Below are 14,167 nucleotides of genomic sequence, written 5' to 3'. Positions count from 1 at the left end.
GCGCCTCCAGTCCGTCTCCACCCGCGCCCAGGCGCGGACGACGGAAAGGCGGTCCACATGGCGGACACCATCCTCGAGATGCGGGACATCACCAAGACCTTCCCCGGTGTGAAGGCGCTCCAGGGCGTCTCGATCGAGGTCGAGCGCGGTCAGGTCCACGCGATCTGCGGCGAGAACGGCGCCGGCAAGTCGACCCTGATGAAGGTGCTGTCGGGCGTCTACCCGCACGGCTCCTTCGACGGCGAGATCCTGCTCGACGGCAAGCCGGTGCAGTTCGGTGACATCAACGGCTCCGAGAAGGCGGGCGTGGTGATCATCCACCAGGAGCTCGCCCTCAGCCCGTTCCTGTCGATCGCCGAGAACATCTTCCTCGGCAACGAGCGCGTCAAGGGCGGGCTCATCGACTGGAACCAGACGAACCTCGAGGCGGCGGCGCTGCTCAAGCGCGTCGGACTCAGGGACAACCCGGTCACCAAGGTCACGGACATCGGTGTCGGCAAGCAGCAGCTCGTCGAGATCGCGAAGGCGCTCTCGAAGGAGGTCCGGCTCCTCATCCTCGACGAGCCGACCGCCGCGCTGAACGACGACGACTCGGAGCACCTGCTCGAGCTCATCCGCTCACTGCAGGCCGAGGGCATGACGGCGATCATCATCAGCCACAAGCTCAACGAGATCAAGGCGATCGCGGACAAGGTCACGATCATCCGCGACGGCAAGACCATCGAGACGCTCGACATGCACGCCGACGACGTCTCCGAGGACCGGATCATCCGCGGCATGGTCGGTCGCGACCTGTCCAGCCGCTACCCGGAGCGCGAGCCGAAGATCGGCGAGGAGCTCCTGCGCATCGAGGACTGGACCGTCCACCACCCGCTCGACGGCTCCCGCGAGATCATCCACCAGGTGAACCTGAACGTCCGCGCGGGCGAGGTCGTCGGCATCGCCGGCCTCATGGGCGCCGGCCGCACCGAGCTCGCGATGAGCGTCTTCGGGCACTCGTACGGCACCGGCATCTCCGGCACCGTCTACAAGCGCGGGGTGCCGATCAAGACGAACACGGTGACCCGGGCGATCGACAACGGCATCGCCTACGCCACCGAGGACCGCAAGCGGTACGGCCTCAACCTCATCGACGACATCAAGCGGAACATCTCCGGCTCGGCACTGGGCAAGCTCGCCGACTGGGGTTTCGTGAACGCCTCGAAGGAGACCACCGTCGCCGGCGGCTTCCTGAAGAGCATGAACATCAAGGCGCCGAACGTCGACGCCGTGACGGGCAAGCTCTCCGGCGGCAACCAGCAGAAGGTCGTCCTGTCGAAGTGGATGTACGCCGACCCGGACGTGCTCATCCTCGACGAACCGACCCGCGGCATCGACGTCGGCGCGAAGTACGAGATCTACACGCTCATCAACGACCTGGCCGACCAGGGCAAGGGCGTCATCGTGATCTCGTCCGAGCTGCCCGAGCTGCTCGGGATCTGCGACCGCATCTACACACTCTCCGAGGGCACGATCACCGCTGACGTGCCCCGCTCCGAGGCCACGCCAGAGGTCCTCATGCAGTACATGACCCAGGAACGGGAGACCCCAGTCAATGAACGCGCTTAAGTCCGCCGCCGGCTACCTCACCGGGCAGCTCCGACAGATCGGCCTGTTCATCGCGCTGATCGTCATCGTCATCTTCTTCCAGGTGGCGACGAACGGCATCACGCTGGCCCCGATCAACGTCTCGAACATCATCGTCCAGAACAGCTACATCCTGATCCTGGCGATCGGCATGGTCATGGTGATCATCGCCGGCCACATCGACCTGTCCGTCGGGTCGGTCGTCGCCTTCAGCGGTGCGATGGCGGGCGTCATGATCACCCAGTGGGGCCTCCCCTGGCCGGTCGCGGCGCTCCTCTGCCTGGTCGTCGGCGCCCTCGTCGGTGCCTGGCAGGGCTTCTGGATCGCGTACTTCGGCATCCCGGCGTTCATCGTGACGCTCGCCGGCATGCTCGCGTTCCGCGGCGCCACCCAGATCGTGCTGCAGAACCAGCAGATCTCGCCCTTCCCGGAGGGCTTCCGCTCGCTCGGCTCCGGCTTCCTGCCGTCGTTCGGCACCACGGGCTACGAGCCGCTCACGATGATCCTCGGCATCGCGGCCGCCGCCGTCATGGTGATCTCGGCCTTCCGGGGCCGCATCACGCGTCGCAAGTACCAGCTCGAGAGCGAGCCGTTCGCCTGGTTCATCGTGAAGACGGCCTTCGGCGCCGCGCTCGTGATCTACGTGGCGCTGCTCCTCGCCAGCTACAACGGCACCCCGATCGTGCTCGTCGTCCTCGGTCTGCTCGTGGTCGTCTACTCGGTCGTCATGCGCAGCTCGGTGTTCGGTCGCCACGTGTACGCGATCGGTGGCAACGCCCTCGCCGCGCAGCTGTCCGGCGTCAAGACCAAGCGCGTCACGTTCCTGCTCTTCGTGAACATGGGCGTCATCGCGGCCCTGGCGGGCGTGGTCTTCACGGGCCAGCTCAACCTGGCCGCCCCGGGTGCCGGCAACGGCTTCGAGCTCGACGCCATCGCGGCCGTGTTCATCGGTGGCGCCGCCGTCACCGGCGGCATCGGCACGGTGCCGGGTGCGATCGTCGGTGGTCTCATCATCGGCATCCTGAACAACGGCATGTCGATCCTCGGTGTCGGCACCGAGTTCCAGTCCCTCATCAAGGGCCTGGTGCTGCTCGCCGCCGTCGCGTTCGACGTGTTCAACAAGCGCCGGGCGGCGTCCGCCCGCAAGTAGCGGTCGATCCCCCTTCGCCGAGGCTCGGGTCGGCGGACAGTTCCGTGGTCGTGGGACCGCGGAACCGTCCGCCGGCCCGAGCCTCGTTCTGTACGCGGAAGCGTCAGGCGGTCAGGACGGCCCAGGCGGCGGCCGGGAGGCGCAGGGTGCCGTCCCGCAGGTCGCCCCCGCCCGCCTCGACCCGTGTCGCGTCGGCCGCGGGCACCTCCACCGGGTCGTCGGCCAGGTTCAGGGCGGTCACCACCGCGGCGTCGGCCGTCGCGGTGCGCAGGACCACGGCCGTGTTGGTCAGGTGGACGACGTCGGTGTGCGCCCGGTGCAGCCAGGGGTTCCGCCGACGCAGGGCGACGAGGGCCTCGTGCGCGTGGGTCAGGTCGTCCGGCTCGGGCGGCATCGCGGGCAGCTCCGGACGGACGGCGTCGTCGCCACCCTCGCGTTCCTCCTTGACCCCGGTCCAGCCGTACTCGTCCCCCGCGTAGACCACGGGGGTGCCGGCCACGGTGAACAGCACCGCGGCGGCGTGCCCGGCGAACCGCTCCCCCACCGCGCTCGCGATCCGCGTCACGTCGTGGTTGCCGACGAACGTGGTGGGGACGAACGTCGCGAGCAGGGCATCGTGCCGCTCCACGGCGTGTGCCAGCTCGAAGCAGTTCCGGTCGGCGATCCCGTGCCAGACCGCCTGCCACAGCTCGTACTGCGTGGTGGAGTCCATCGTCGACGCCGCGACGATCGCAGCTGCGTCACCGTGGATGACCTCGCCGCTGAACCAGGCGTCGGGGTACTGCTCGCGCACCCGCGGCAGCACCCGTGCCCAGAACGACGGCGGCACGGCGTACGCGGCGTCGAGCCGCCAACCGTCGACCCCGCGGGCGAGCCAGTAGGTCATCACCTCGACCACCAGGTCCTCGGCGGCGCGGCCCTCGTGGTCGAGCGCGACGAGGATGTCGTGCCCCTCGAAGTCGCGGACCGGCACGGGGTCCCCTGCCTGCCAACCGGACCGTTCGACCGCGAAGAGCTCCGCGGTCGGGGCGTCCGGGCCCTGTTCCTCGAGCGCACGGAAGGCGGGGTGCTCGCGCCCGACGTGGTTGAACACGCCGTCGAGCACGACCCGGACACCGCGCTCGTGGGCGGCCCCGACCAGCGCGACGAGGTCGGCCTCGTCGCCGAGTCGGGGGTCGACCCGGAAGTGGTCGACGGTGTCGTACCCGTGCGTCGAGCTCGCGAAGACCGGCCCGAGCAGCAGGCCGTTCAGCCCGAGGGCGACGACGTGGTCGAGCCAGGGCACGAGCCGCTGGAGCCGGTGCTCGACCGGACGGTCGTCGACTGGCGTCGTCGGACGGACCTCGGCGCCGACCGCGCCGAGCGGGTAGACGTGCCACCACATCGCGTGCTCGACCCAGGCGGATCCGTGCGGGCGGGGGACGTTCGGTTCGGGCTCCACCGGTCCGATCGTGCCAGCCGAGCCTGTGCTGTGGGTCGTGTCGGACCGCAGGACCAGGATGGTGCGCATGGGACGAGCGATCAGGACCGCTGCGGACGCCTCGGCATCGCAGGAGGCGCACGCGGAACGGACCTGCGCGTCGTGCGGTCGGCGGATGCCGTCGTCCGCCTCCCCCGACGCGAAGTGGTGCTCGGCTGCGTGCCGGAAGCACGGCGTCGACGCCACCGACCGTGCCCTGGAGCAGCGGATCGACGAGCTGCTCGCCGCCCGTGCACGGACGTCGAGCATCTGCCCGTCCGAGGTCGCGCGGTCCCTCGCGCCCGACGACTGGCGACCCCTGATGGAGCCCGCCCGACGGGCAGCACGTCGCATGGTCGCACGGGGTGAGGTCGAGATCACCCAGCACGGCAGCGTGGTCGACCCGTCCACGGCGAAGGGTCCGATCCGGATCCGACGCCCCCGGTAGGGAACACCTGTCGTCGGCGCGCGTTGCACCCGACGATGACGACCACCACAGAACCGACCCCCGCCCGCCCCGAAGCCCTCGTCGTGGGTGCCAGCGGCATCACCGGCTCCGCCCTCGTCGACCACCTGCTCGGTCTCGGGTGGGACGTGACCGCACTCTCGCGCCGCCCGCTCGCGCGCGACGGTGTCCGGACCGTCGCCGCCGACCTCCGCGACCCGGACTCGCTGACGGCGGCCCTCGCCGACGAGCGGCCCACGCACGTGTTCTTCACCGCGTGGCAGCGCCAGGAGACCGAGGCCGAGAACATCCGCGTGAACGGCGGCATGGTCCGCGACCTGCTCGCCGCGCTGTCCCACGCGCCGCTCGCCCACGTCGCCCTGGTGACCGGGCTGAAGCACTACCTCGGCCCGTTCGAGGCGTACGCGGCGGGCGAGATGCCGGACACGCCCTTCCACGAGGAGGAGCCGCGGCTCGACACCCCGAACTTCTACTACGCGCAGGAGGACGAGCTCTTCGCCGCAGCCGAGCGCCAGGGGTTCACGTGGTCGGTGCACCGCTCGCACACCGTCATCGGGTACGCCGTCGGCAACGCCATGAACATGGGCCTGACCATCGCCGTGCAGGCCACCCTCGCGAAGGAGCTCGGCCTGGACTTCGTGTTCCCGGGCAGCGAGGCGCAGTGGAACGGGCTGACCGACATGACCGACGCCGGCATCCTCGCCGAGCACATGGTCTGGGCAGCCACCAGCCCCGAGGGTGCGGACGAGCCGTTCAACGTCGTGAACGGTGACGTGTTCCGGTGGCGGTGGATGTGGCCGCGTCTCGCCGCACACCTCGGCGTCGACCCGGATCGGGTCGTCGGCTACCAGGACCGTCCTCGACCGCTCGAGGAACAGATGGCTCCGCACGAGGGTGCATGGGCCGGCATCGCCGAGCGGTACGGACTGGTCGAGTCGGACATCACCCGGCTGGCCTCGTGGTGGCACACCGACGCCGACCTCGGCCGGGCGATGGAGGTCGTGACCGACATGGGCAAGAGCCGCGAGGCGGGCTTCACCGCCTTCCGCCGGACCGAGCGGGCCTTCACCGACCTGTTCGACCGCTACCGCGCCGAGCGGCTCGTCCCGTAGGCGTACCCCGGCCGACCCGGTCGGGGTACACGAACCTCCGACCGGGCCGCGAGTCGGCGCCGACGCCCTGGTTGTCTCGGTTCCACAGACGCCGGGAGCCCTCGGCGGTTCCCGGAGGAAGGAAGACACCATGTCGCTCGGAGACAAGGCCAAGGACGTCACCCAGAAGGTCGCCGGCAAGGTCGAGGAGGCCGTCGGCAAGAAGACCGACGACGCCGAGCTCACGCACCAGGGCCAGAAGGACCAGGTCATGGGCGAGGGTCGCCTCGACAAGGAGAAGGCCAAGGACGCGTTCGACGGCAAGTGAGCCTCGCGCTCTGACGCCCGTACCGCTCGAGCGGTGCGGGCGTTCGTCGTTCCGGGGCGAGGTGCCTAGAAGGCGTACCGGATGCGGCAGGACGGCAGGTGTTCCGCCACCAGCTCACGGAACCGCTCGACGAGCTGCCCCTTCATGCCTGACCGGTAGCGCACGTTGACCGCACCGTTCTGCGACACCTTCTGCTCCTGCAGGTCGGGACGCCAGAGCAGGTCCTCGGCCTTCGGGTGCCACCCGAGGTTGACCTCGTGCAGGGGCTGGTTGTGCGTCAGGAAGATCACCTCGGCCGCGAGCTGCGCCTTGGCCGCGGGAGACAGCACGTCGTCGACCTGGCGCAGCAGCTCGGCCCAGTCCGACTCCCACGTCGGCGTCAGGATCACGGGCGAGAAGTTGAGGTGCACCTCGTACCCGGCGTCCACGAAGTCGTTCACCGCGGCGATCCGCTCGGCGATCGGGCTCGTGCGGATGTCGGTGACCTTCGCGGTCTCGTGCGGCATGAGCGAGAACCGGATGCGCGTGCGGCCCATCGGGTCCCAGTCGAGCAGCTCGCGGTTGACGTACTTCGTCGCGAAGGACGCCTTCGCGGTGGGCGTCATCCGGAAGAGGTCGCAGAGGTCGCGCACATTGTCGCTGATCAGCGCGTCGACCGAGCAGTCGCTGTTCTCGCCGATGTCGTAGACCCAGGCGTCCGGGTCGCACTGGTTCGGCTCGGTCTTCGGCCCCTGCTTCGCGATGTTGCGCGCCACGTGCTTCGTGATCTGCTCGATGTTCGCGAACACCGTCACCGGGTTCGAGTACCCCTTGCGCCGCGGCACGTAGCAGTAGGCGCACGCCATCGCGCACCCGTTCGCCGTCGACGGGGCGATGAAGTCGGCGGAGCGCCCGTTCGGTCGGGTGACGAGCGACTTCTTCACGCCGAGCACGAGCGCCTCGGTCTTGATCCGCACCCAGCGCTGCACGTTGCGCTCGTCGCCGTGGACCTCGGGGATGTTCCAGTGCGAGGCGACCGGCACGATCTCGGCGTCCGGCCAGCGCCCGAGGACCTCCTGCCCGCGCGGGAGCTCGAGGGCAGCATCCTCGGCGTAGATCCGCTTGACGTCGAGCATGGGTCGCACGCGTGGTTCCGTCATCGACACCTGTCTACCGCCGACCACCGACGGTGCAGACTCGGGAGCATGACCGCCGAGCCCGACGACCACTTCTTCGTCGTGGACGGCCGCCGGTGGCGTCGCACCGACCCCGCGTTGCCCGAGGAGGTCGCCGCGGCACTGCGCTCGCACCTCGGCCGCGGGCGCAACGCCGTGCGGCAGGCGAAGCGCGCCGGCGACGAGGACGCCCTCGCCGCCGCCCGGCACCGGAACGGCCTGGCGAAGCACGGGCTCGGCGAGCGCGGCCCCGAGTGGTGGACCCGCCCCGAAGCCGACCGGATCGCCGACGCCGAGCGCGCCCTGGCCGACCTCGACGCCCTCGACGCCCTCGACGCCCTCGACGCCCTCGACGCCTGACCCTGCCCGCTACGCCTCGGTGTGTCCCAGGTCGGGCTCGAGCAGCATGCAGACCGTGCGGGACGCCGAGGCGTGCAGCTCGAACACGACGACCTCGTTCCGACCGGCACGGAGCACCGGCCCCGGCACGGCCAGCGTCTGCTGCGGCCCGCGCGACCAGTACCGCCCGAGGCAGAACCCGTTCACCCAGGCGACACCCTTGCGGAAGCCGTCGAGCGACAGGTAGCGGTCCTCGGTGGACGTCAGGTCGAACGACCCGGCGGCGAGCACGGGCCCGGCCAGCACGTCACCGTCGGTGGGTACCAGCGCCGCGAGCTGGTCGACGGCCGCCGGTGCGATCGGGTCGAGCGCGAGCGGTGACGCCGACCACCGGGCGAGCGGCACACCGTCGACGGCCACGCCGCCGATCAGGCCCTTCGGCTCGCCGATGCGGGGGCCGTAGTCGACGCGCCCCTGGTCCTCGACGAGGAGCTCGAGCGTGCCGGTGACCGGCGGGAGCGCGATCGCCCGGTCGTGGTGCTCGCGCTCGAGGACGCCGACGACGACCCCGTCCACCGAGACGACCGCACGGTCGCGGACCTCGGTGCCGACGGTCAGGACGCCGCCGTCCGGCAGGTCGACCTCGGTGCGGTACAGCACGAAGCCGCTCGCGGCGCCGAGGGCGTCGAAGGTCGGCGGCTCGTCGTGCGTCGACCAGTCGGTGAGCGTGGGCAGCAGGGAGCGGAGCGACGCGACGCGGTCCAGGCGGACCGCGAGGTCCGTGGCGGGGGTGACCCGCGGCTCCCGGCCGCTCGAACGATCATACGATCCAAGGCGGCCCGACCCACCCTCCCGCATCGACTCGGGCAGCGGCGGGACGGGTGCGTAGCGCTCGATGACCGCGCGGAACGCGTGGAACTTCGCCGTCGGACGACCGGCCTCGTCGAGCGGGGCGTCGTAGTCGTACGACGTCGCGATCGGCCGGTACACGCCCTTGTCGTTCGCGCCGTTGGTGAAGCCGAAGTTCGAGCCGCCGTGGAACATGTAGATGTTGACGGAGCCGCCGGCGGCGAGCAGGTCGTCGAGGTCCGACGCCGACGCGGACGCCGGGGTGGTGTGGTGGTGCTCGCCCCAGCTGTCGAACCAGCCGTCCCAGAACTCCGAGCACATGAGCGGGCCGGTCGGCTGCGCCTGGCGGAGGCGCGCGAGACGCTCCGTGGAGCGGGACCCGAAGGAGCCGGTCTTGTGCAGCGAGGGCAGCGAGCCGTCCTCGAGCATCGAGTCCATCGGCTGGTCGACGCTCGTGAACGGGACGGTCAGACCGATGGCCCGGTGCATCTCCTCGAGCGCCCGCAGGTAGGACGCGTCCGAGCCGTAGGCGCCGTACTCGTTCTCGACCTGCACGAGCACGATCGGGCCGCCCTGGTCGATCTGGCGCGGAACGAGCACCGGCGCGAGGTGCTCGAGGTACTCCTGCACGGCGGCGAGGAAGCCCGGCTCGTTCCGCCGGACGCCGCCGGTGCCGTCGGCGAAGAGCCAGTAGGGCAGGCCGCCGTTCGACCACTCGGCGCAGATGTAGGGCCCGGGGCGGACGATGGCGTGCATGCCCTCGGCGGCGACCAGGTCGAGGAACCGGCCCAGGTCGAGGCCGCCGGTCAGGTCGAACACACCGGGACGCGGCGCGTGGGCGTTCCAGGCGACGTAGGTCTCGATGGTGTTGAGGCCCATCAGCTTCGCCTTGCGGATCCGGTCCTGCCAGAGGTCCGGGTGCACGCGGAAGTAGTGGATCGCGCCGGACAGGACCCGGTGCGGCTCGCCGTCGAGCAGGAAGTCGGAGTCGCCGATGGCGAAGCGCATGGTGTGTCTCTCTCGTACGACGGGGCCGTGCGGACGTGGTGTCCGCACGGCCCCGGGGTGTGGGGAACGCGGGTGTTACTTGCTCTCGACCGTGAAGCCCTGGTCCTTGCCGTACTTCACGAGTGCCTTCTGCCAGGCCTCCAGACCGCCCTCGAGCGAAGTGCCGTTCTGGTAGGACTGCCCGACGGTGTCGGCGTAGACGCTGTTCGCGTAGACCTGGTACGGCAGGTAGGTGAAGTCGTTCGCCGAGGACTTCGAGGCGTCGACGAGGACCTTGTTGATCTCCTGGCCACCGAAGTACTCCGGCTTCTCGTCCAGGAACGAGCTCGAGTTCAGGTCAGCGGTCGTCGACGGGAAGCCGCCGGACTGCATGAAGACCTTCGTGGACTCCTCCGACGAGTTCAGCCACTTCAGGAAGCCGGCGGCGAGGGCCGGGTTCTTCGACTGCTTCATGACGACCTGCGAGCTGCCGCCGTTGCTGGCGGTCTGGGCCTGGCCGCCGTCGTAGGTCGGCATCGGGGCGACGCGCCAGTCACCCTTTGCGTCCGGCACGCTGGCCATCAGGTTGCCGGGCATCCAGGCGCCGGTGACCATCGTGGCGATCTGGCCGTTGCCGAGCTGCTTGTACCAGTCGTCGGTCCAGCCGGTGGTCTTCGACAGCAGGCCCTGCTCGACGAGCTGGTCCCAGGTCTTCGCCCACTTCTGCGTGCCGGCGTCGTGCAGGTCGATGGTGATCTTGTCGCCGTCGGTCGTGAACGGGGTGCCACCGGCCTGGGCGATCATGCTCGTGGTGAAGCCGGCGTCGCCGGAGTCCGCCGCGATGTACTTCGACGAGTCCGCCTCGTGCAGCTTCTTGCCGGCGGCGATGTACTCGTCCCACGTCTTCGGCACCTCGATGCCGTACTCGTCGAAGACCTTCTTGTTGTAGAACAGCGCCATGGGGCCGGAGTCCTGGGGCAGGCCGTAGACCTTGCCGTCCATGGCGACGTTGCTCCAGGTGCCCTTCGAGAACTTGCTCTCGAGGTCGCCGAAGCCGTACGACGACAGGTCGACGAGCGAGTCGGACAGGGCGAACTGCGGCAGCGCGTAGTACTCGACCTGCGCGACGTCGGGAGCACCCGAGCCGGCCTTGATCGTGTTCTGCAGCTTCGTGTACTGGTCGGCTCCGGTGCCGGCGTTGACCAGCTTGACCTTGACCTTCGGGTACTGCTTCTCGAACGCGGCGACCTGGTCCTTGGCCGAGGGGGTCCAGGACCAGTAGGTCAGCGTGCCGCCGTCCTTGAGGGCCTTGTCGATGTCGTCCGCCGAGCCGCCGGCGGAGCTGCCGGAGGCGCAGGCGGTCATCGCGATGGCGGCGGTGACGCCGATGGCGAGGGCGCTGAGCCCGCGCCGGAGACGCTTGTTCATGGGTTGCCTTCCACTTCTTCGTGATCTGGGGCTGGGGTGGTGCTGCTGTGTCCCGGTCGGGAGGCGCGTGGCGGGCTGCCGGCGCGCCTCCCGTCCGGAGGGTCAGGCCTTGACGGAACCGGCCGCGAGGCCGGACTGCCAGAAGCGCTGGAGGAAGAGGAACGCGACCACGATCGGGATGATCGTGAGGAGCGATCCGGTGACGACGAGGTTGTAGATCGGCTGCGCGCCGGAGCCGGTGGCCTGGGCGTTCCACTGGTTGAGGCCGACCGTGAGCGGGTACCACTTCGGGTCGCTCAGCATGATGAGCGGCAGGAAGTAGTTGTTCCAGGTGGCGACGACCGCGAAGAGCAGGACGGTGACGACACCGGGCGTGAGGAGCTTCAGCGCGATGGTGAAGAAGATCCGGAACTCGCCGGCGCCGTCCATGCGGGCGGCCTCGATGAGCTCGGTCGGGATCGCGTCGATCGCGTAGGTCCAGATGAGGTACATCCCGAACGGGCTGATGAGCGACGGCAGGATGATCGCCCAGGGGGTGTTCGTCAGGCCGAACTGCGAGAAGAGCAGGAAGGTCGGGACGGCGAGGGCGGTGCCGGGGACGGCGATCGCCCCGAGGACGACGGCGAAGACCGCGCGACGGCCGGGGAACTGGAACTTCGCCATGCCGTAGCCGGCGACCGTGGCGAGCAGGGTGGCGCCACCGGCACCGACGACCACGTACAGCAGCGTGTTGCCGAGCCACTGCAGGAAGATGCCGTCGTTGTAGGTGAGGGTGTCGACGATGTTCTGCCAGAGGTTGAAGTCGCCGCCGAACCACAGGCCGAACGTCGACAGCAGGGACGCCTGGGTCTTGGTGCTGTTCACCAGCAGGTAGAACAGCGGTGCGAACGAGTAGACGACGAAGACGACCATCACGGCGGTCAGGAGACCGGAGCGCTTCACCTTGCGTCCGTCGACCGGCTTGCCGGCGCGGCGCGACCGGGAGGCGCGGGTCGCCCGGTCCCCCGGGTCGCGCTGGGTGGTGGTCGCCTCGGTGACCGTGGCCGGGCTGGTCGCGCCGGCGGCGGGCTGCTGCAGGGTGCTCATCGGTTCTCCTGGCGGGTTCCGCGGACCTGGACGACGTAGGCGATCACGGCGGTGATGACACCCATGACGATGGCGACGGTGGCGGAGTAGTTGAACTGCTGGCCGCTGAAGGACAGCGAGTAGGCGTACATGTTCGGGGTGAAGGCGCTGCCGATGACGTTCGGCGCGAGCGTCTTCAGCAGGTTCGGCTCGTTGAAGAGCTGGAAGCTGCCGATGATAGAGAAGATCGTCGCGATGACCATCGGGCCGCGCAGGGCGGGCAGCTTGATCGAGAAGACGGTGCGCAGCGGGCCGGCGCCGTCGAGCTCGGCAGCCTCGTAGAGCTCACCGGGCACGACGCGCAGGGCGGCGTAGAAGATCAGCATGTTGTAGCCGAGGAACTCCCACGTGACCACGTTGCCGATCGACGTGAGGACCCAGGTCGGGCTGAACGGCTGGAGCAGGTCGATGCCGAGCGCGCTGTTCGCGGCGCCCGTGAGGCCGAACTGATTGCCGTAGATGAAGCCCCAGATGAGGGCGGCGACCACGCCGGGCACGGCGTACGGCAGGAACACGGCGATGCGGAAGAACCCGGTGCCCCAGAGCCGTGCGCTGTCGAGCGCGAGGGCCGCCACGAGCGCGAGGCCGAGCATGATCGGGACCTGCACGACCAGGAAGAGTGCCACGCGACCGAGGCCCTCCCAGAACTGGGCGTCCTGGAACAGCTGCACGTAGTTGGCGAACCACACGAACTGGTTGCCGCCGATGAGCTGGTCGCGGAACAGGCTGAGCCAGAGCGCGTAGCCGATCGGCACGATGAGCATCGCCACGAGGACGACGACGAAGGGGCCGACGAACAGCCAGCCGGTGTACCGCCCCCGGACCTTCGGGCGGCGAGCGGTCGGCCGCGCCGGCGGTGCCGCCTCGGCCGGGCGCGCTGCGAGCGTGCTCATGTGACTCCCTTGTCTGCTGCGTTCGGGTTCCGGACCGGGCACCCGACGGTGCCCACGGGTCGTGCCCTGCCTGCGCTGGCACGGATCCGGAGGACGTCGATGTTGACGTCAACATCGAACAACGTCACCGTAGCATGGCAACGTCAACATGCACTAGCGTTCGGGGAAGTCGAACGGAGGGAACAGCGTTGTCGACCGATCTGACCGCACCGCGCCGTGCGCCGTCGCTGGCCGCCGTGGCCGACGCCGCCGGCGTCTCGATGCAGACCGTGTCGCGCGTCGCCCGTGGCTTCGACAACGTCAGCCCGGACACCCGGGACCGGGTCCAGCGCGCCATGGACGACCTCGGCTACCGGCCGAACCGTGCGGCTCGTGCGCTGCGGTCCGGGCGCTTCCGGACCATCGGCGTGATCATGTTCACGCTCGCGTCGTTCGGCAACATGCGCACGCTCGAGGCCATCTCGGCCGCTGCGGCCGCCGCGGACTTCACCATCACCCTGCTGCCCATGGCGTCGCGCACCGGCGAGGGCGTCCGCACCGCGCTCTCCCGGCTGCACGAGCAGGCGGTCGACGGCGTCGTGATCGTCATCGAGTCGCACATCATCGACACCGCCGAGGTCGTGCTGCCGAGCGGTGTCCCGCTCGTGGTCGTCGACTCCGCGGGCACGACCGACCGGCCCTCCATCGACATCGACCAGGCCGAGGGCGCACGGCTCGCCACGCAGCACCTGCTCGACCTCGGGCACGAGACCGTCTGGCACGTCGCCGGACCCACCGCCTCGTACTCCGCGGAACGCCGCCTCGTCGCGTGGCGCGAGACGCTCGAGCACGCGGGCCGCAGCGTCCCCCGGGTCCTCCCCGCAGGGTGGTCGACGGCCGACGGGCACCGCGCCGGGCAGGAGATCGCGGCGCGGCCCGATATCACCGCCGTCTTCGCGGTGAACGACCAGACCGCGCTCGGGGTCCTCCGGGCGGCGCACGAGGCCGGTCGATCGGTGCCGGAGAGCCTCAGCGTGGTCGGCTTCGACGACTTCCCCGAGTCGGAGTCGTTCTGGCCGCCGTTGACCACCGTGCACCAGTCCTTCGACGAGGTCGGGCGGCGGGCGGTCGCGACGCTGCTGGCGCAGATCGAGGGCACCCCCGTCCGCACGTCGACCGACCTCGTGCCGGTGCGCCTGGTCGAACGAGCGAGCACGGCACCGCCGCCGCGGGCCTAGGCGCCCGCGTCGGGTCAGGCGCTCGCCCGCGCACTCCCACGGGTCGGGAGCACAC

Annotated in this window: 13 protein-coding genes; 7 read left to right on the top strand and 6 right to left on the bottom strand. The window is 69.9% G+C overall.

The window, feature by feature from the left end; translation table 11 throughout:
• Positions 1-57 precede the first annotated feature (57 nt).
• Complete coding sequence (gene mmsA, locus ACIP6W_RS12715; protein WP_066655660.1) at positions 58-1,608, top strand: multiple monosaccharide ABC transporter ATP-binding protein; 1,551 nt, start codon at positions 58-60, stop codon at positions 1,606-1,608.
• Complete coding sequence (mmsB, locus tag ACIP6W_RS12710; RefSeq protein WP_066655663.1) at positions 1,595-2,776, top strand: multiple monosaccharide ABC transporter permease; 1,182 nt, start codon at positions 1,595-1,597, stop codon at positions 2,774-2,776. The genes mmsA and mmsB overlap by 14 nt, the downstream gene beginning before the upstream one ends.
• Before the next feature lie 103 nt (positions 2,777-2,879).
• Here mmsB and ACIP6W_RS12705 read toward each other — a convergent pair whose 3' ends face one another.
• Positions 2,880-4,160: an alpha-amylase family glycosyl hydrolase gene (locus ACIP6W_RS12705; protein ID WP_066658547.1), complete on the bottom strand. Its 1,281-nt coding sequence runs from the start codon at positions 4,158-4,160 to the stop codon at positions 2,880-2,882.
• Positions 4,161-4,284: 124 nt separating this feature from the next.
• Here ACIP6W_RS12705 and ACIP6W_RS12700 point away from each other — a divergent pair, with 124 nt between their 5' ends.
• From ACIP6W_RS12700 to ACIP6W_RS12690, 3 genes are all read left to right on the top strand, one after another.
• Positions 4,285-4,683 carry a DUF3253 domain-containing protein gene (locus ACIP6W_RS12700; RefSeq protein ID WP_400429908.1) on the top strand — a complete coding sequence of 133 codons (399 nt, stop codon included), beginning with the start codon at positions 4,285-4,287 and terminating at the stop codon, positions 4,681-4,683.
• A 35-nt stretch (positions 4,684-4,718) separates the two neighbouring features.
• Positions 4,719-5,813, top strand: a complete 1,095-nt coding sequence (locus ACIP6W_RS12695; protein ID WP_251161026.1) for an SDR family oxidoreductase — start codon at positions 4,719-4,721, stop codon at positions 5,811-5,813.
• Between the two features lie 130 nt (positions 5,814-5,943).
• Complete coding sequence (locus tag ACIP6W_RS12690; RefSeq protein WP_126891475.1) at positions 5,944-6,120, top strand: CsbD family protein; 177 nt, start codon at positions 5,944-5,946, stop codon at positions 6,118-6,120.
• A 65-nt stretch (positions 6,121-6,185) separates the two neighbouring features.
• Here ACIP6W_RS12690 and ACIP6W_RS12685 read toward each other — a convergent pair whose 3' ends face one another.
• Positions 6,186-7,259, bottom strand: coding sequence for a spore photoproduct lyase family protein (locus ACIP6W_RS12685; RefSeq protein WP_066655668.1), 1,074 nt, complete (start codon positions 7,257-7,259; stop codon positions 6,186-6,188).
• 45 nt (positions 7,260-7,304) lie between these two features.
• Between ACIP6W_RS12685 and ACIP6W_RS12680 the strand changes: the two genes are divergently transcribed.
• On the top strand, positions 7,305-7,634 hold the full coding sequence (locus ACIP6W_RS12680; RefSeq protein WP_400429905.1) for a biopolymer transporter Tol: 330 nt from the start codon (positions 7,305-7,307) through the stop codon (positions 7,632-7,634).
• A 9-nt stretch (positions 7,635-7,643) separates the two neighbouring features.
• On the opposite strand, the gene ACIP6W_RS12675 is transcribed toward ACIP6W_RS12680, so the two are convergent.
• The 4 genes from ACIP6W_RS12675 to ACIP6W_RS12660 all read right to left on the bottom strand — a co-directional run bounded on the left by ACIP6W_RS12675 (position 7,644) and on the right by ACIP6W_RS12660 (position 12,895).
• The gene (locus ACIP6W_RS12675) at positions 7,644-9,470 is read right to left on the bottom strand and encodes a beta-galactosidase family protein (RefSeq protein WP_400429903.1); all 1,827 of its coding nucleotides are present in this window, start codon (positions 9,468-9,470) and stop codon (positions 7,644-7,646) included.
• 75 nt (positions 9,471-9,545) lie between these two features.
• On the bottom strand, positions 9,546-10,877 hold the full coding sequence (locus ACIP6W_RS12670; RefSeq protein WP_251154530.1) for a sugar ABC transporter substrate-binding protein: 1,332 nt from the start codon (positions 10,875-10,877) through the stop codon (positions 9,546-9,548).
• 102 nt (positions 10,878-10,979) lie between these two features.
• A complete protein-coding gene (locus ACIP6W_RS12665) occupies positions 10,980-11,963 on the bottom strand; it encodes a carbohydrate ABC transporter permease (protein ID WP_066655680.1) in 984 nt (327 codons plus the stop codon).
• Complete coding sequence (locus ACIP6W_RS12660) at positions 11,960-12,895, bottom strand: carbohydrate ABC transporter permease (RefSeq protein WP_066655681.1); 936 nt, start codon at positions 12,893-12,895, stop codon at positions 11,960-11,962. The genes ACIP6W_RS12665 and ACIP6W_RS12660 overlap by 4 nt, the downstream gene beginning before the upstream one ends.
• 188 nt (positions 12,896-13,083) lie before the next feature.
• On the opposite strand from ACIP6W_RS12660, the gene ACIP6W_RS12655 reads away from it, so the two are divergent.
• Positions 13,084-14,112 carry a LacI family DNA-binding transcriptional regulator gene (locus tag ACIP6W_RS12655; protein WP_400429901.1) on the top strand — a complete coding sequence of 343 codons (1,029 nt, stop codon included), beginning with the start codon at positions 13,084-13,086 and terminating at the stop codon, positions 14,110-14,112.
• Positions 14,113-14,167: the final 55 nt, after the last annotated feature.

Origin of the sequence: Curtobacterium sp. NPDC088465, assembly GCF_044753165.1 — a bacterium.
In the GTDB taxonomy this organism is placed as follows: Bacteria; Actinomycetota; Actinomycetes; order Actinomycetales; family Microbacteriaceae; genus Curtobacterium.
Note: the sequence above shows the minus strand (reverse complement) of the source record. Positions and strands in the feature narration are given on the sequence as shown.

Bases quoted from the DNA above. Each gene is read 5' to 3' on its own strand.
- mmsA (WP_066655660.1), top strand. From the start codon at position 58: ATGGCGGACACCATCCTCGAGATGCGGGACATCACCAAGACCTTCCCC.
- ACIP6W_RS12675 (WP_400429903.1), bottom strand. From the start codon at position 9,470: ATGCGCTTCGCCATCGGCGACTCCGACTTCCTGCTCGACGGCGAGCCG.
- ACIP6W_RS12700 (WP_400429908.1), top strand. From the start codon at position 4,285: ATGGGACGAGCGATCAGGACCGCTGCGGACGCCTCGGCATCGCAGGAG.
- ACIP6W_RS12660 (WP_066655681.1), bottom strand. From the start codon at position 12,895: ATGAGCACGCTCGCAGCGCGCCCGGCCGAGGCGGCACCGCCGGCGCGG.
- ACIP6W_RS12665 (WP_066655680.1), bottom strand. From the start codon at position 11,963: ATGAGCACCCTGCAGCAGCCCGCCGCCGGCGCGACCAGCCCGGCCACG.
- ACIP6W_RS12695 (WP_251161026.1), top strand. From the start codon at position 4,719: ATGACGACCACCACAGAACCGACCCCCGCCCGCCCCGAAGCCCTCGTC.
- ACIP6W_RS12680 (WP_400429905.1), top strand. From the start codon at position 7,305: ATGACCGCCGAGCCCGACGACCACTTCTTCGTCGTGGACGGCCGCCGG.
- mmsB (WP_066655663.1), top strand. From the start codon at position 1,595: ATGAACGCGCTTAAGTCCGCCGCCGGCTACCTCACCGGGCAGCTCCGA.
- ACIP6W_RS12685 (WP_066655668.1), bottom strand. From the start codon at position 7,259: ATGACGGAACCACGCGTGCGACCCATGCTCGACGTCAAGCGGATCTAC.
- ACIP6W_RS12670 (WP_251154530.1), bottom strand. From the start codon at position 10,877: ATGAACAAGCGTCTCCGGCGCGGGCTCAGCGCCCTCGCCATCGGCGTC.
- ACIP6W_RS12690 (WP_126891475.1), top strand. From the start codon at position 5,944: ATGTCGCTCGGAGACAAGGCCAAGGACGTCACCCAGAAGGTCGCCGGC.
- ACIP6W_RS12705 (WP_066658547.1), bottom strand. From the start codon at position 4,160: ATGTGGTGGCACGTCTACCCGCTCGGCGCGGTCGGCGCCGAGGTCCGT.